Genomic DNA, 17,085 nt, shown 5'->3' with positions numbered 1-17,085 from the left:
TTCACTGCTGTTGGCAGGTCGGGCACCAAAACAGATTTCGCCCTTCCATCACCATTTCTGCAATAGGCGTCTCGCATTTGTAGCACGGCTGACCGAGGCGGCGATATACGTACACTTCCCCGCCGTGGTCGTCTTTTCGTGGCGCACGGCCCATCGCTTCTGGCGTGTGTTCGGCTGCCACCGTATCGATCCGACCAGTGACAACGCCCTCTTTCATCAGCTTCGTGAGGTCAGCCCAAATCGTATCGAACTCCTCCGGCTGCACACTCTTCCCCGGCAGAAAGGGAGAGATCCCCAGCCTAAAGAGTGTCTCTGCCCGATAGATGTTACCGACACCAGCGAACAGCTTTTGATCCATCAACAGCGCGCCAATTGGGCGTGAGCTGCGGAGCACCTTTCGCTTTACCGCCTCCACTTTCCCTGCGTTTTCAGGGCTGTGCTCCCGCAGCGGGTCGGCACCTAGCTTTGCGACGGCACCCTCCATCTCCACTTCCGAGACCAGTCGGCACCATTGTGGTCCACGCAGATTGGCCGCTATTTCTTTATGCTCGATATGCAGCCGGATTTGCCCTGCTCGTACATCAGCTGGCTCAAACTTCAACTTCCCAATTAGCCCCAAATGGATATACACAATATTGGCCGGAGCATCGACATCAAAGGTGATGAACAAGTGTTTTCCCCATGCCTCGGCGTGGTGCAGTATCGAGCCGTCGAGACGTGCAGCTTCAGAGGCAAATCTCCCTTGCGGACTGGTCACGCGCACCCGATGACCGGCGAAGCTGTGGTTCAGCTCATGGGCAAGACGATGAATGACGTGACCTTCTGGCATAGCCCCATCGTACCTTTTGGCCAAAACTCAAAGGCATACACTATCGGTTACTATCAGTTCCCATGCTGATCGTCCTTCCACCATCCGAAACTAAAGCCGTTGGCGGAAACGGCGCACCGCTCGAATTCTCGGCGCTATCGTTTCCCACTCTCACTGCCACTAGGTCTGACATCGCTCAGGATCTGGTGCAGCTTGCCGACGATGCCGATGAGGCAATGCGCGTCTTGAAATTGGGGCCGAAGCTAGCAAGCGAGGTCGCTGCGAATGCTGAGTTGCTCACGGCTCCAACGATGCCCGCGCTTGATCGTTACACAGGAGTGTTGTTTGACGCTCTTGATGCGAAGACACTTCCCGCTCAGGCACGTGCCCAGTTGGCGGTGGGGTCCGCCCTCTTCGGAGTGGTACGAGCTGAGGACCACATTCCGCACTATCGGTTGTCCGGGACAACGAAACTTCCACGGCGAGGAGCTTCCCCCGATTCGACTACGCCAACGATGCGTGCGCGCTGGGGGTCGACGATCACTGAAGCTCTCGCTGACGAGGCGTTTCTCATCGACCTTCGTTCCGGCACGTACCTCAACCTTGGGAAGGTGAAGAGTGCGGTAACGGCAACCGTCGTCACGCGGGAGGGCAAGGTAGTGTCCCATTTCAATAAGCACCACAAGGGTGTGTTAGCCCGAGAGCTGGTGCTCGCCTCGACTCCCCCAACAACTGTTGAGGATGCCGTTGAGATTGCCTGCGAGGCTGGTATGGACGCTTCGGTAGTAGACGGCCACATTCGTATCGTTGTCGATTAGCCGCCGGCTCTAACGGCCTGCCCATTCCTAGCCCGAGACGCTACTAAATGTCATCCTGGTAGCGCTTACGGGCAGCGATTGTGGCCGCGACGAGAGCGAATATCGTCGCAACAATGACGTCGACCAGCCCAGTCCCGCCCGAACCAAGCGCGAAACGCAAGATCAGCATGATGCCGAAGTAGCCAACAAGAGCGACGGCGAAGAACATCCATACCGCGCTGCGAAACTGCTCATTGTTAAGAAGGCTTAGCAGCTTATCCTTCATGGATACCGCTTTCGCGAAGTGCATCGGCAACATCATCGTCGCTCAGTTTGACCACTTCTCCGATGACCAAAACCGCAGGTGGCTTGATCTCGTTGGATTCCAGAGCGTCCCCGAGATCCTTCAACTCGCAACGGACAGTCCGCTGGTTCGACGTTGTTCCCTCTTGAACAATCGCAGCTGGGGTCGACGCGCTGCGACCACCATCAAGTAATGCCTGGGCAATTTTAGGCCCGTTCTTCACTCCCATGATGACAACAATCGTGCCGGTCATTTGGGCCAATGCATCCCAGTTCACCAAGGAGTATTCGTGACCTGGTGGTACGTGGCCGGACACAATGGTGAGGTCGTGATTGACTCGACGACGCGTCACTGGAATACCGGCTGCAGCTGGTACGGAAATAGCCGAGGTAATGCCAGGAACCTCGGTTACTCGCACTCCACTTTCCCGCAAAGCTTCCAATTCTTCGAAGCCACGGCCGAAAACGTATGGGTCCCCACCTTTGAGTCGGACCACGAAAAGCCCCTGCTTGGCCCGGTCGACCAACAACTGGTTAATACGTTCCTGTGCCATTGCGCGACCATACGGGAGCTTTGCGGCATCAATGATTTCCACATCTGGTTCCAGCTCGCTGAGCAGCGACAGCGGACCCAAGTGGTCGGCAATGACGACATCGGCGACACGAAGCAGCTGTCGACCGCGAACTGTAATCAATCCCGGGTCACCAGGACCACCACCAACTAATGCAACAGTGCCCGCCAATTCGCCGGCACGCGACGCGCGACGACCCGTCACTGCCATAGGCGTAATCGGTGCTGTACCGCCTGTTTCATCATCGACAAGAATTCCAGCCCGACGCCCCTCCAACGACACTTCCCGCAACAGATTAGGGTCGCAGCAGACCAACAGCGCTTTGCCCCAACTCATGGCAGGGGTAAAAGAAGTTCGGTACAGGGAAACTCGGCCTTCGCCTGCCCACGCCTCGATGACGGTTGTTACTTCGCCACCTTCACATACTGTTACTTCAGCACCTGCATCTAGGAATCGTGGAATTACCCGCTCTGCGCTGGTAGAACCACCAATAACCAGTACACCGCACCCCTTCAGAACCAAACTCATACATGTCACTCTACCCCGCGCAGGTATCCACAAAGTGAGCAATAGCCTGTGGCGCGCTCACCGGATGGATATGCAGGTACGAAGCGTGGATTCGGCCGTCTGTAGAAACGATACCTTCGGTTGTTGGCGCACCTTGCCAGTCGTACCAGCCCCATGCCGGACGGAATCCGGCGGCACGCAGCTTGTCGACGCTGCCCTCAGTCAGTTGCGTCTTATGAAATTCATGGCCCCGGAACCGAGTCCCCGCCGTGGCCAATGCAGAGTCGGTCACGGCCACCGCATCTCGATACCCCAGGCTCAACCGGCTCATCACGGCGTCACCAGGCAATACGCCGCACATTGGATACCCGTCGAGTGAATCGAGCAGCCACAGCAAGCCAGCGCACTCTCCGTGCACGGCGATTCCCCGGGCAACGGCCTCGCGCACTTGCGCAGCCAAGTCTGTGCGCGCCCCAAGCTTGTCGACGTGCTCCTCCGGAAAACCACCTGGCACAACGAGGCCGTCGCACTCCGGGAAGTCGTCGACGAGTGGGTCGAAGACAGCTACTCGTGCACCACATGCTTCGAGAAGTTCGACATGTTCGGCGTAGCTGAAGGTAAAAGCTGGACCGCCAGCCATTGCAATTGTGGGGCCTGCCCCCGGCTCAGTGGCGGTTGACCTGCCCATCGCGGCCACCGGATCCCATGGCTCGGCAGAAACGGTGCATGTGGCCAAAGCCAAAAGAGCCTGGATATCAACATGCTCTTCCACGAGGTCTGCCATGCTCTGCACAGCCTCACACGCGACGCTACCGCCTTCGGCTGCAGTGACCAGACCGAGATGTCGCGATGGCACCTCAACGTTGTCGACGCGCGGAATAGCTCCCAGTACTGGAATCCCCATTGCTTCAATGGAGCTGCGCATGATGTCTGCGTGACGTGGAGAGCCCACTCGATTCACGATGACGCCCGCAATGTGGACATCCTCGTCAAGCGTGGCAAAGCCGTGGACCAGTGCGGCCACAGACTGGCTCATATGGCGGGCGTCAATCACCAAGATCACTGGCATACCCAACAGGGCTGCGATCTCAGCGGTCGAGCCGTCTGCATGAAGCGGATCTGGCCCGATGCGACCGTCGAAAAGCCCCATGACACCTTCGACTACGCTGATTTCACAACCAGCTGAACCGTGAGCATACAAAGGGCCGATGAGGTCCTTCGTGCACATGAAGGAATCGAGATTTCGGCCAACACGCCCTGCAGCGAGTGTGTGATAGCCGGGGTCGATGTAGTCGGGGCCGACCTTGAACGGTGCGACCTCGGTAAATCGGGCCAGGGCTGCGATCAGCCCGGTTGCAATAGTTGTCTTGCCGGTGCCGGATGCTGGCGCGGCGATGACGATGCCTGGTGTGGCGGAACTTACCACTCGATTCCCTTTTGCCCCTTGCGACCTGCATCCATTGGATGCTTGATCTTCTTCATCTCAGTCACGAGGTCGGCAATCTCAATCAGTTTCGGATCAGCATCGCGGCCAGTGATCACAACGTGCTGCTTACCTGGACGGCTCGCAAGCGTTGCGACGACATCGTCAACGTCAACCCAGCCCCACTTCATTGGGTACGTGAATTCGTCGAGGATATACAAGTCGTGGCGCTCTTCCGCCAAGCGACGCTTGATCTCTTCCCAGCCTTCAGCGGCATCTCGAGCATGGTCTGCTTCCGTGCCCGTCTTCCGCGACCACGACCAGCCCTCGCCCATCTTGTGCCATTCCACGGCACCGCCAACGCCTGTTTCGTTATGCATCTGGCCGAGACGCTTAAAGACTTCTTCCTCACCGATCCGCCACTTCGCGGACTTCACAAACTGGAAAATTCCGATACTTAGGCCTTCGTTCCATGAACGCAACGCCAAACCAAAAGCAGCCGTTGACTTACCCTTGCCTTCACCTGTGTGAACTGCGGTAATCGGTAACTGACGACGCTGTCGCGTGGTCAACCCGTCGTTAGGAATATTTGCTGGATCTACTTTGCCCTGTGCCATAGCTAACTATCGTAGCCATTTCCGCTAAAGCCCTGAGCGCACAACTCCCGCGACCGCATCCGCATTGAGCGCATCCAATGCCACGCATGGAGCTTGCAAATGCCGCGCTAATTCATGTGCCAGCCCCAATTTCACGCGACCAGATTCACAGTCAATGACCACAGCTCCTGCCAACCCCTGTCGACGAATCGAACCTGCAGCAGCTTTTGCACGCTGGAATCCACCGCGCCCGGTCGCGCGACCGTCAGACAGCACGACGAGCAGTGCTCGCCGACTGGGTTCCCTTCTACGCTCGCGAGCAATGAGCCTATCGGCTTCCAGTAATCCCTCGGCAAGAGGAGTTCGCCCGCCAGTTGGTAATCCGTCAAGACGACGAGCAGCAATGTCCGTTGACCGAGTCGGAGGCAGGACCGTCGTCGCTTTGTCACCACGAAACGTCACCACAGCGACTTTGTCGCGCTTCTGGTAGGCGTCGCGAAGCAACGAAGTGACGGCTCCGGTCACTGCGCTAAGGCGATTTCGCGCAGCCATCGATCCTGACGTATCGACGACGAACACGATCAGATTCGATTCGGTGCCCTGTCGAATGGCGCCGCGTAAGTCATCAGCGACAAGCGGCACCATGCCGTTAGTAACTGCAGCACCCCGTTCCGCCGCCGCCAACACCGTCCCGGGAATATGAATGCCATGGCCACTGGCAGTACTTCGTACGGTGGATCCCCGTGGTCCGAGTGCCTTTGATCGCCTACCGGCACTGCCCTCGCCAGCGCCTGGGACAACGAAGTCACGAACGCGGAAAGGGAGCGCCTGAAGAAGCGCTACCTGCCTTTCCATCAGACCCCTGGGAGGGTAGCTCTTGTGGTTCCGACTCTGCCGGATTGTGCGCAGAATCTTCGGGGTTCAATTCTTCCGGGATGGAATCAGGTTCCTGTGGCGCCGTCGTTTCAGTTTCGTCTGGGAAGTCGTCGCGAGCTTGCTCCATCGCATTATCGATCTGTTGATCATCGAGCCCAGGTTCATCAAAAGGATCGCGACGACGACGATGCGGCAGCGCCATTTCCGCCGCAATGCGAATGTCGTCGTCGGTTACTTGCAGCCTCGAATCTTCGGAGGCGTTCGGGGTGTCCTTGGAGCTAACCCTGGAGTCATCAGTGGAAATATCGTTCGCGTCAGTTTCGTGCGCCGCCACCCGCCACGCGGCATGCGCCTGAGCGGTTCGAGCAATGACCAAATCTGCACGCATACCGTCAACATCGAATGCAGCGCACAAACTCGCGATGCGTCCCAGTGCAACGTCGTCCAGCTCTACGTCCTGCAACAGCGCCTTCGCCCGCACGAGACGACGGCGTGTCGCTTCCTCAGCATCGGCGTACTGGCTAATGAAAGTACGTGCATTGCTGTCGTAGGCCAATCGGCGTCGCACAATTTCCACGCGTGTCGACGGCTCCCGTGACGCAACAACGTCCACGGCCAGACCAAAACGGTCAAGCAACTGAGGACGAAGTTCTCCCTCTTCGGGGTTCATCGTGCCAACGAGAACAAACCTAGTTTGCTCCACGAATGACACTCCATCACGTTCGACGGTGATGCGGCCGGTTGAGGCGGCGTCGAGAAGCACATCTACCAAATGGTCCGGCAACAAGTTCACTTCGTCGACGTACAAGATGCCGCCATTCGCAGCGCTGAGTAGACCAGGCTGAAACTCTGCCTTTCCTGTAGTCAAAACCGATTCAACGTTGATCGAACCGACGACTCGATCCTCCGTGGCTCCCAGCGGCAGGTTGACTAGTTGTCCATCCAAGAAGGGTTCCAGAGCTCGCACGGTTGTGGTCTTAGCGGTGCCCTTTTCACCACGAACAATGACTCCACCAATTTCCGGCGAGATCGCCGTGAGAATCAATGCGAGTTGCAGCCGCTCCTGCCCAACAATGGCGGTGAATGGGAAACCAGGTACAGCGCCTGCAGCTGTTGGGCGGGCCGAGGTATCTGGAAAGGAAGCGGTGTGCGAAGTCATATCAATAGTTGTACCCCACCACCGACCACAGCTTTCGCAGTGGTGATCAGTGATGGGGTACGAAGTATGCGCAAATACTTACCGAGTGTTAGCGCTCAAGCTTCAGTGCCTTCTGGGAGGCGTCCCATACTTCGCGGTACAGAGCAGGATCATCGTTGACGTTGCGTCCGTAGGAAGGAACCATTTCCTTCAGCTTTGGAGCCCAGTCGCCCATGCGGTTACCGAAGCAACGCTCCAGCAAGGAGATCATGACTGCAGGAGCAATCGATGCACCTGGGGATGCGCCCATCAGACCTGCAATGGAGCCGTCCTGGGAGTTCACGACTGCCGTACCGAATTCGAGGGAGCCCATCTTCGGGAACTTCTGAGGCTTGATGACCTGAACACGCTGGCCAGCGGTGATCAGTTCCCAATCCTCTGCACGAACGTTTGGAATGTACTCGCGCAGCGCCTCGACGCGTGCATTTTCGTCCTTCAACAGTTCGCTGATGAGGTACTGCGTCAGCGGCATCTCCTGCAGGCCGACGCCGACCATCGAAGGCAGGTTATGTGCACGAAGGGACTTGAAGAGGTCCAGGTTGGAACCCTGCTTCAGGAACTTTGGAGTCCAGCCAGCGTATGGGCCGAACAGCAAACCCTTTTTGCCGTCGATAATACGGGTGTCAAGGTGTGGAACCGACATTGGTGGCGCACCAACGGAGGCCTTGCCGTAGACCTTCGCATCGTGCTTCTCAATGATCTCTGGGTTGGTGCAACGCAGCCACTGACCCGACACTGGGAAGCCACCGAAACCACGGATCTCTGGGATACCGGACTTCTGCAGCAGTGGCAGAGCCTGGCCACCAGCGCCTACGAAGACGAACTTCGCACGAACGACACGCACGTCGCCAGTGTGGACATTCTTGACCTTCAGAGCCCACTTGTCGCCCTGGCGCTCAATGCCCTTGACCTCAGTGCCGTAGTTGATCTGAGTACCGTGGTCCGACATTGCAGCGAGATACTGCTTTGCTAATGCTCCGTAGTTAACGTCGGTGCCGTTCGGGTTCTTGATGACCGACACTGGCGTGGAGAAGTCACGGCCTTCAGCCATCAGAGGCAAGTACTCAGAGAACTTGTCGTTGTCCTCGATAAGCTCCTGGCCCTCGAAGAGAATGTGCTTATTCAGTGCCTCGTAACGACGGCGCATGAACTCAACCTGATCTGCACCCTGAGCAAACGCAGTGTGGTCCACAGCGTTAATGAACTCGCGTGGATCGGTAATGACACCACGATCAACCAGAGTCGTCCAGAACTGACGAGAAACCTGGAACTGCTCGTTGATCTTTACAGCCTTCGCTGACTCGACCTGGCCGTTCTTCTCTGGGGTGTAGTTCAGCTCGCACAGCGCGGAGTGACCCGTTCCTGCGTTGTTCCAAGGGGACGAGGATTCCTCAGCGGGCTGATCAAGACGCTCGAACACTACCTGAGACCACGTTGGCTCGAGCTCCTTGAGCAGAACACCAAGCGTCGCGCTCATTACACCGGCGCCGATTAGGGCAACATCAACTTCGTCACTAGCAGTGACAGGAAGCTTGCTTTCAGCCATAGCTGTCAACATCCTTCATGCTTGTTTTGCCGAGCAACGCCGGAGCGTTCTCGGACTGACACTCGATTTAGACTCTATTCTGTCACAACACGAGGGGTGCCCCTCGTAGCGAGGCTAGACTTGCAGGCATGATGAAGAACGAAAACGATCAAGTTACCCCCATTTGGGAAGCTGATATCTTGGGCGACGGATTCACGCAAACAGTTATTGACCTGGGAAATGACCCAGATGACGAGACTGACATTGCTGTAACCGTCGTTAAGTTTTCACCTTCACCGCTCACATCGAGCGACACTCCTGAGCCCGAATATGCTTCACGTCCGGCGGTGTTGTGGGTTCACGGAATGTCGGATTATTTCTTTCAAGACCACGTCGCCCGTCGTTTCCATGACAAGGGCTACGCGTTTTATGCTGTCGACCTCCGCAAGTGTGGTCGTTCGCTCCGGCCAGGCCAGCGCGCCCATCACATCACTAATCTTGAGCTTTACGACGTCGACATGAACGCAGCCATCGATGTCATACGCGAGGCTGGGCATCCGTCGGTGACTCCATTGGGCCATTCGACTGGCGGCTTGATCGTTGCGCTCTGGCTGTATCGCCTACGTTCCGCAGACCCGGATCGGTTTGGCTTTATCAATGTCGCCGTACTGAATAGTCCGTGGCTTGGCCTACAGTTCAAGAATCCGGTAGGCATCGCAGTCAAGGCACTAACCCGATTGATGGCCGTGATCCGACCTGACCAGCTCACGCCCGACAAGGGAATGAGCGGTTACGGCCAGTCAATTTCAGCTAGCCATCACGGCGACTGGGTCTTCGATGCAGTTCTGAAGCCAGTGGAAGGCCATGTGAAGACGTGGTCGTGGTTCCAGGCGATTCTGGCTGCGCAGGCGATCGTCGCAAAGGGGATCGAGATGGGAGTGCCTACTCTCGTTCTGCATTCGGATGCGTCAATTCTGGGCAAGCCATACTCCCCTGCGCTGGATACAGTGGATGCAATCCTCGATGCGGAACAGATTGCAAGCAAAACGCGTTGCTTAGGAAAGGGTGCGTCGAATTTCGAAATCCCCGGTGCACGCCATGATGTGTTTCTGTCACGCGAACATGCTCGCGAACAAGCATTTGCTGTGACGTTTGACTTCTTGGAGTCGCACCTGACTACGGCGAGCTCGTCGTAGTTTCTTTTTCCGCAGCCTTCGAGGCCAGCCTTCAAGGCCGATTTCATTTAGTAATGGTTTCAATCAAGGAGAAGCATGTCTGCTGAGTCGTCTCGCCACTATGACGTCATCATCGTTGGTTCTGGTTCCGGCAACGCCATTCCATCCCCTGCCTACGACGGAGTTCGTATTGCTCTCGTCGAGGAAGGTCGGTTTGGCGGAACCTGTTTGAACGTTGGTTGCATTCCAACCAAGATGTTCGTGCTTGCGGCTGACGCTGCTCGTAATGTTGCGGAAGCTGCTCGCCTTGGTGTGCATGCTCATGTCGACTCGATTGACTGGCCGTTCATCCAGAAGCGAGTTTTCGGCGACCGTATCGACCCTATTTCTAACGGTGGCGAGGCATACCGTCGCGGTGACGAGACTCCGAATATCGATGTCTACGATGGCCACGCTTCCTTTGTTGGGCCTCGCACTCTGCTGACCTCGCAAGGTGGCAAGGAATGCACGATTACTGCTGATCAGATCATCATCGCTGCTGGTTCTCGCCCATATGCTCCGCAAGTTGTCGAAGAGTCAGGTGTACGCTATTACACCAACAATGACATCATGCGGATTGAAGAACTACCGCGCGAAATGATCATTCTGGGCGGTGGCTTTATTGCCACCGAGTTTGCCCATGTGTTCTCGTCGCTCGGAGTCAACGTTCACGTCATCGTTCGTTCCGGGGCCATGAACCGTCAGTCCGACGAGGACATTTCTGCACGCTTTACAGAAGTCGCCTCGCGGTCCTGGAACGTGCATCTCAACACTTCCATCGAGTCACTGTCCGAGCAGGACGGCATCGTCACCGCAGCTCTTTCCGACGGCTCTACGGTCCAAGGTGGAGTTTTCCTCGTTGCAACGGGTCGCCAGCCAAACGGCGATCGCATGAATCTGGACGCTGCTGGTGTCAAGTACGACGGTGACCACCGGGTGATCGTCGACAAGCATGGTCGCACGTCGGCTGAAGGTGTATGGGCGCTCGGTGATGCATCAAGTCCGCATCAGTTGAAGCATATTGCTAACCACGAGGCGAAGGTTGTCTTCCATAATGTTTTGGAGACTGCCAAGGCAAACGATGTAGACAGCGTGGACTTGCGCAGCTTTGACCATCGCTACGTCCCGTCTGCTATCTTCTCGCATCCACAGATCGGTCAGGTCGGCATGACTGAGGTGGAGGCACGCGAGTGGGCAACTGAGAATGGCACCGAGATCACCGTCAAAATTCAGAACTACGGTGACGTGGCGTACGGCTGGGCGCTGGAAGATAAAGACGGTTTTGCGAAGCTCATCGCAGATAAGAAGACCGGTCGCCTGCTCGGTGCCCACTTCATTGGCGAGCAAGCCGCTACCTTGGTTCAGCAGTGCATTCAGATGATGGCGATGGATCTCGATGTGCGCGACGTGGTGGAACAGCAGCACTGGATCCACCCAGCGCTCCCAGAGCTCATCGAAAACGCCATCCTCGGCCTGGAATTCGACAACTAGCGTCAGTGTCGACGGTGGCTAGTTTTCATCGCCATCCGTCGGCACTCCAGTTGGAGCTGGTAGGGCGGCCGCGCCCTACTACCCCAGCTCTGCAATTCCAGTAGCCTGCGCTAACGCTGACCCGACGAGATGCTCTTCGATGGCATCCGCAATGAGGTCGAGTTGGCGCAGGCGTTCTGCTGCAAAAGATGTGTCCGGTTTGATCACGAATCCGGTTTTGCCAGCTTCCCGGGCCACCTGAGCAAGCCACTGGCGACGGGTATCGTCATTCTCCATGAGACCATGCCGGTGGGTGCCCCTCACACACCCACGAATGGCACCTTCACCATGTGGCCACTGCGACTCGGCAGAATGAATGACGTGGCCGTGGTGGACCTCATAAGAACCATCGTCGTGACGCACAACCGTCTTTTCCGGCTCAAACTTGATGTCAACATCAAGTAATCCCAGACCAGGTACCGTGTGTTCACCGTCCGCAAGCGCTGCTGCTGATTCGACATCATCAGCAATGGTCTTACACAGCATTTGGAAACCACCACAAATCCCCAAGATTGGACGGTCGTCTGCAGCTCTGGAAATTAAGGCATCCGCGAGTCCGTGCTGTCGTAACCACGCAAGATCACTGACTGTCGCCTTCGAACCAGGCAGCACGACGACATCCGCCTGCATAACTGCAGTCGGATCGTCGGTCCATTCAACACGCACTCCCGGTTCCACCGCGAGCGCTTCAACATCAGTGGCATTTGAAATTCGTGGCAACCGGATCGCAGCAATTGACAAAGTTTCGGTGCCAAGTGGCAGCGTCGCTGGCCCAACTCGCCCACCGGTTACCGTTCCAAGCGAGTCCTCTGCGTCAACCCACAGCCCTTGCACAAAAGGCACCACGCCGATGACCGGTAGCCCAGTCTGCTGCGTCACCACATCGAGTCCAGGCAAGAGTAACTGAACATCTCCACGAAACTTGTTCACGATAAAACCGGTCAAACGCGCCCGATCCTCGTCACCCACAATTGCGTGCGTTCCCACAAAGTGGGCCAACACCCCGCCACGGTCGATATCGCCCACGACCACGACCGGGATATCGGCCATCTCGGCAAGCCCCATATTTGCGATGTCAGAGTCACGCAAATTCACTTCCGCGGGACTACCAGCACCTTCGCACACGACGACGTCGTAACGCTCCCGCAAATCCTGCAGCGTTTCCGCAACGATTCCGCGCAATTCTTTACGACGACGCCGGTACGTCATCGCCGACACGTGCCCGCTGACGTGTCCGCGCACGACAACCTGGCTGGTGTAATCAGAACCCGGCTTCAATAACACCGGGTTGAAATCGACGTGAGGTTCCAGCCCGCATGCAAGCGCTTGCAGCGCCTGCGCGCGTCCGATCTCGCCACCATCTGGTGTTACCGCGCAGTTGTTTGACATGTTTTGCGCTTTGAAAGGCGCAACCCGCAGCCCTCGTCGTGCGAGCAAGCGACATAAGCCCGCAACAATGACGGACTTTCCGGCATCAGAAGTACAGCCAGCGACGAGAACGGCCGGAGCAAGTGAAGCTGCCATAACGTGCGAGATTAGGCAGGCTTCCAGCCCGTCAAGAACTGACCAGGCAGGTTCTCTTCGTCTGGAAGGGTCAAAATGTCGTATCCCGTATCTGTAACCAAGATCGTGTGTTCAAACTGTGCGGTCCATTTGCGGTCGGTCGTTTGTACAGTCCAGGTGTTATCCCAGATCTCGTAATCCAGGCCACCGAGATTGATCATTGGCTCAACTGTCAATGTCATGCCCGGTTCGAGGACGGTGTTTTGCGACGGGTCGTCGTAATGCAAAACAATCAGTCCGTTGTGGAACGTCGTGCCAACGCCGTGCCCGGTGAAGTCACGGACGGTGTTGTAGCCGAAACGGCGGGCATATGATTCGATCACGCGACCGATAACGTTAATCTCGCGACCTGGCTTGATGGCCTTGATTCCGCGCATCATGGCATTGTAGGTGCGCTCGACCAAGAGCTTATGTTCCTCGGATGGCTCTCCAGCGAAGAAGGTCGCGTTGGTATCGCCGTGGACACCATTCTTGTATCCGGTGACATCAACGTTGACGATGTCGCCTTCCTCGATAACCTGGGCATCCGGGATACCGTGACAAATAATTTCGTTCAAAGAGACGCAGCAGCTCTTCTCAAAACCCCGGTAACCAAGAGTGGATGGGTACGTATCGTGGTCGAGCAAATACTCGTGGACAACACGATCAATGTCATCGGTAGTCTTGCCAGGTTCCACAGCCTTGCCAGCTTCGACCAAGGCGTTTGCGGCAATACGCGAGACCTCGCGCATTGACTCGATATCCTCTGCTGTCTGAATCAGTGACTCGCCTACGCCTTCGGCAACTTCGTCTTTCCAGGCATACTCTGGTCGCGCAATATGCGCAGGTACTGTACGAATTGCCGTGGACTTCTGCTGTGTAAGCGGTGCGCGATTAGTCATGAGGCACACCATACTCGCAACCACAAACTCAGTTCGCGTTAACCCTGCTGTCCACTGACAGCACGAGTTTCACGATGCTGAGCTAGCCTTCGGCCGATTCACTGGCGTCAAGGTTAGACAGAAACGTGTCGGTAATTGCGACTGCATGTTCCGAACCGCCACCATGGACAACGAGTGTCGCAAAGGCGATGTCATCGCGCCAGCCAGTAAACCACGCATGCGAGCCGCCAGAGACTTCAGCCTCACCGGTCTTTCCGTACACTTCGCCACGGCTAGCAATGGCAGTAGCAGTACCCGAGGTAACTACCGACCGCATCATCTGTTTCAGGTTCTCCTGCAACACCGGATCGAGCCGCTGTGCTGAAGAAGAACTCAACGTGCCTGCAGATGGCACCAACTTTGGCGTTGGAGTGCTGCCATGTGCGACAGTGGCCGACACCATGGCCATGCCAAATGGGCTGGCCAAGTCGAAGCCCTGACCGTAACCGGCGTCGATACGCTCCGCGACATCCTCTCCGTCAGACACAGAGCCAGTGATAGTTTCCAATCCTGCGATTTGATAATCCACACCAATGCCAAAGTGCTTCGATATGTCTTTCATCTCGCCCGGTTTCATCCGATACGCGATATCACCGAATGTGGTGTTACACGATCGAGCGAAGGCATCCTGCAACGATGTATCGCCAACACCCTTGCCGTTGTAGTTGGTGACAATACGAGGGCCAATCTCCATCGAACCTGGGCATGGCACTGTTGAACCTGGCGTTAGCTCTTCGTTCTGCATTCCTGCCGCAGCAGTCACAATTTTATACGTCGAACCCGGCGGGAATTGGCCAGTCAGAGCCAAGTTGCCCTTCTTGTCCGCCTCCCCGGTCTGCGCAACCGCCAGAATATCGCCTGTCGACGGCTGCACCGCCACCAGCATCACTTCTGCATCAGAGCGCGTATCGACGGCTTGTTGTGCAGCATCCTGCACCTTCTTGCTGATCGATGCCTTGACAGCCGGCTGGACCTCAGGGTCCACCTGGTGCAGCGTATCCAGTTTCACACCGTCCGAATTGGCTGCCACGACGCTCCAGCCATTCGTTCCTGTGGTCTTCTCCTGTACGACCGATTCAATCCGGCTCATCAAATCAGGCGCAAAAGCTGGGTCCGGACGAACCATCGAGGTTTCGTCATTGACCGTCACTGCGTCCAACTCCATGAGCTGATTCCGAACGCTCGGTGGCACAGACGACGGCAGGACAATAACTGAAAATGCACCAGACCCGCCTTGAGCTTGTTTGCCCAATGACTTTGCATCCACCAGTGATGGACGTCCTCCCTCGGGAGGCAGTTCGTTATTCACGATGGTCGCAATTCGGTTAATTGTGCCCTGGACATCTTGAGTCTCATCCCGATTGAGGACAACTCTATGGACAATGCCAGGCTCTAAAAGTGTTGTGCCATCTGAGCCAAGAACGGAGGCTTGTGGCGCTTCAACTGCGCGAAGCTCTGGATGCTGGTTCCGGCCTAATTGAGGGTGCAGCACAGACGGTGCCCAACGGACTGCCCACTCGTCTTCTGTGCGAGACAACCGAATAACAGATGTGTATTGCCACTGACGATTCCGTGGCAGGCTCCACGTCATATCAACCTCTACGGTTGACTGGGACCCATCACCATTAATGCTTGAGGACTGCGCTCGAAGCCCCTCTGCCTGCAAGCCATCCCACGCCGCAGTCAGGTCTCGACGCGCATCCGAGGTTCGATCTGTAAAGCCAACCGCGGTCTCAATATCACCTGCAGACAACGCTTCAAGGAACTTTGACAGCACCTCTTCGCCCATATCTGGGCGTGGCGTACACGACACTGCAGAAAACACCAATGCAATAGATGCGACCAGCGCCGACAATTGCTGGACAAGCGTGTAACCTTGACGCTTTCGCACTGCGTTTTCCCTCATGTGGGGAGGCTAACACTTCACCCGGATCGAACCCCGACGGCTCGCCGCGAATCACTAACCCAACAAGCGAATAGGATTGATGATGTCAGCAGCGATAACGATTACACCGAAGACGAGAAGCACAGCAGTGAAAGCCATCGTCACCGGCATCAGTTTTGTGTAGTCAGCTGGCCCCAGTGCAGGCTTGCCTAGTCGACGCCGAATGAAGTCTCGCACCTTCTCGTACAGCACAACTGCAATATGCCCACCATCCAATGGAGGAAGTGGCACCAAGTTGAACAACGCCAAGAAGAAGTTCAAGTTTGCCAACAGCATGACAAAGCTCGACCAGTAGTTTGCTTCGACCATTTCACCGCCAACACGGGACGCACCCACGACGCTCATTGGCCCTTCTTGGTCACGTTCTGCACCAAAAATCGATGCAACGACTCCAGGAACCTTCGCAGGCAATGACAGCAGGCCGTCCCATACCGCACCGAACATGTGTCCGGTGAAGGTCAACGATCCCCCTACCGCAGTTACCGCATTGTATTCGATGATTCCGTTTTTCGGACGTTCAAAAGCGATACCGATACCAGAAACCGTCTTTAGCGACCCATCATTCGAACGACGCTCAACTTGTTCGGGAATAACTGTGATGCTTTCTTCTCGACCATTTCGAGACACCACAATGGCAATCGATTCTCCTGTGGCCTTTCCAATTTCATCGACAACTTCTGGGTAAGTATCAGTGTCCTTGCCATTCACTGACACAATGACATCGTCTGCCTTTAATCCAGCCTTTTCAGCAGGCCCAACACCACTACATTCAGAGAGTGTGCCATCTGCATTCTGGGTAGCCGGCACACATGAGGTCTGCTGTACACGCGGGGTCATGTCCACGTTCGGATTTGGCAGTCCCCAGGACACGGCAATTGCATAAATCAGAATGACACCAATCAAGATATTCATGATGACGCCACCCAACAACACGACGATCCGCTGCCACCATGGCTGCTTCCACATTGCGTATGGCTCTTCATCAGGTGAGATGGGATCCTGAGCAGTCATGCCTGCGATATCGCAGAATCCGCCCAGCGGTACAGCCTTGAAGCCATACTCCGTCTCATGGCCTCCAGCGCCGTGATGGTGCTTCTTCGTTGACCACAGCGTTGGCCCGAATCCGATGAAGTAACGACGCACCCGCATCCCGCACAGCCGTGCGGCTGCAAGATGGCCCCATTCGTGCAACGCGATCGTGACCGCGATACCGAGTGCAAAGAGAACTACGCCAAAGAGAAAAGTCACGTCGATTACCCTAGCGACTTTCCTACGCAAGCTTTTCTACGCCCTACCCCCGAGAATGGG

General features: G+C 56.3%; 15 protein-coding genes. 3 read left to right on the top strand and 12 right to left on the bottom strand.

Annotated features, from left to right (window positions below; all coding sequences use genetic code 11):
- Position 1: 1 nt before the first annotated feature.
- On the bottom strand, positions 2-829 hold the full coding sequence (locus tag WG934_RS04840; protein ID WP_339988934.1) for an Fpg/Nei family DNA glycosylase: 828 nt from the start codon (positions 827-829) through the stop codon (positions 2-4).
- Positions 830-891: 62 nt separating this feature from the next.
- Between WG934_RS04840 and WG934_RS04835 the strand changes: the two genes are divergently transcribed.
- A complete protein-coding gene (locus tag WG934_RS04835; protein ID WP_339988932.1) occupies positions 892-1,626 on the top strand; it encodes a YaaA family protein in 735 nt (244 codons plus the stop codon).
- Positions 1,627-1,669: 43 nt separating this feature from the next.
- Here the strand turns inward: WG934_RS04835 and WG934_RS04830 are convergent, their stop codons facing one another.
- The 7 genes from WG934_RS04830 to mqo form a co-directional block, all read right to left on the bottom strand.
- On the bottom strand, positions 1,670-1,891 hold the full coding sequence (locus WG934_RS04830; protein ID WP_339988931.1) for a hypothetical protein: 222 nt from the start codon (positions 1,889-1,891) through the stop codon (positions 1,670-1,672).
- Positions 1,881-3,008: a uroporphyrinogen-III C-methyltransferase gene (gene cobA, locus WG934_RS04825; protein WP_339978124.1), complete on the bottom strand. Its 1,128-nt coding sequence runs from the start codon at positions 3,006-3,008 to the stop codon at positions 1,881-1,883. Before cobA ends, WG934_RS04830 begins: the two co-directional genes overlap by 11 nt.
- Before the next feature lie 10 nt (positions 3,009-3,018).
- Positions 3,019-4,413 (bottom strand): cobyrinate a,c-diamide synthase, encoded by a 1,395-nt coding sequence (locus WG934_RS04820; RefSeq protein WP_339978123.1) that lies wholly within the window; start codon positions 4,411-4,413, stop codon positions 3,019-3,021.
- Complete coding sequence (gene cobO, locus WG934_RS04815; RefSeq protein WP_339988929.1) at positions 4,407-5,027, bottom strand: cob(I)yrinic acid a,c-diamide adenosyltransferase; 621 nt, start codon at positions 5,025-5,027, stop codon at positions 4,407-4,409. Before cobO ends, WG934_RS04820 begins: the two co-directional genes overlap by 7 nt.
- A gap of 24 nt (positions 5,028-5,051) precedes the next feature.
- Positions 5,052-5,861 carry a vWA domain-containing protein gene (locus WG934_RS04810; RefSeq protein WP_339988928.1) on the bottom strand — a complete coding sequence of 270 codons (810 nt, stop codon included), beginning with the start codon at positions 5,859-5,861 and terminating at the stop codon, positions 5,052-5,054.
- Positions 5,812-7,041 carry an ATP-binding protein gene (locus WG934_RS04805; protein WP_339988926.1) on the bottom strand — a complete coding sequence of 410 codons (1,230 nt, stop codon included), beginning with the start codon at positions 7,039-7,041 and terminating at the stop codon, positions 5,812-5,814. Before WG934_RS04805 ends, WG934_RS04810 begins: the two co-directional genes overlap by 50 nt.
- Positions 7,042-7,129: 88 nt before the next feature.
- Entirely contained in the window at positions 7,130-8,626 is a 1,497-nt protein-coding gene (gene mqo, locus WG934_RS04800; RefSeq protein WP_339978116.1) for a malate dehydrogenase (quinone), read from the bottom strand.
- 128 nt (positions 8,627-8,754) lie between these two features.
- Between mqo and WG934_RS04795 the strand changes: the two genes are divergently transcribed.
- Both WG934_RS04795 and mtr read left to right on the top strand, forming a co-directional pair.
- Positions 8,755-9,801, top strand: a complete 1,047-nt coding sequence (locus WG934_RS04795) for an alpha/beta hydrolase (protein WP_339988924.1) — start codon at positions 8,755-8,757, stop codon at positions 9,799-9,801.
- Positions 9,802-9,876: 75 nt separating this feature from the next.
- Entirely contained in the window at positions 9,877-11,310 is a 1,434-nt protein-coding gene (mtr, locus tag WG934_RS04790) for a mycothione reductase (RefSeq protein ID WP_339988923.1), read from the top strand.
- 78 nt (positions 11,311-11,388) lie between these two features.
- Here mtr and WG934_RS04785 read toward each other — a convergent pair whose 3' ends face one another.
- From WG934_RS04785 to WG934_RS04770, 4 genes are all read right to left on the bottom strand, one after another.
- The gene (locus WG934_RS04785; protein WP_339988921.1) at positions 11,389-12,873 is read right to left on the bottom strand and encodes a cobyric acid synthase; all 1,485 of its coding nucleotides are present in this window, start codon (positions 12,871-12,873) and stop codon (positions 11,389-11,391) included.
- An 11-nt stretch (positions 12,874-12,884) separates the two neighbouring features.
- Positions 12,885-13,793 carry a type I methionyl aminopeptidase gene (gene map / locus WG934_RS04780; protein WP_339988920.1) on the bottom strand — a complete coding sequence of 303 codons (909 nt, stop codon included), beginning with the start codon at positions 13,791-13,793 and terminating at the stop codon, positions 12,885-12,887.
- Between the two features lie 82 nt (positions 13,794-13,875).
- Complete coding sequence (locus WG934_RS04775) at positions 13,876-15,738, bottom strand: penicillin-binding transpeptidase domain-containing protein (RefSeq protein WP_339978106.1); 1,863 nt, start codon at positions 15,736-15,738, stop codon at positions 13,876-13,878.
- Positions 15,739-15,792: 54 nt separating this feature from the next.
- Entirely contained in the window at positions 15,793-17,025 is a 1,233-nt protein-coding gene (locus tag WG934_RS04770; protein WP_339988918.1) for a M50 family metallopeptidase, read from the bottom strand.
- Positions 17,026-17,085: the final 60 nt, after the last annotated feature.

Source organism: Corynebacterium sp. H78 (assembly GCF_037572275.1).
In the GTDB taxonomy this organism is placed as follows: domain Bacteria; phylum Actinomycetota; class Actinomycetes; order Mycobacteriales; family Mycobacteriaceae; genus Corynebacterium.
Note: the sequence above shows the minus strand (reverse complement) of the source record. Positions and strands in the feature narration are given on the sequence as shown.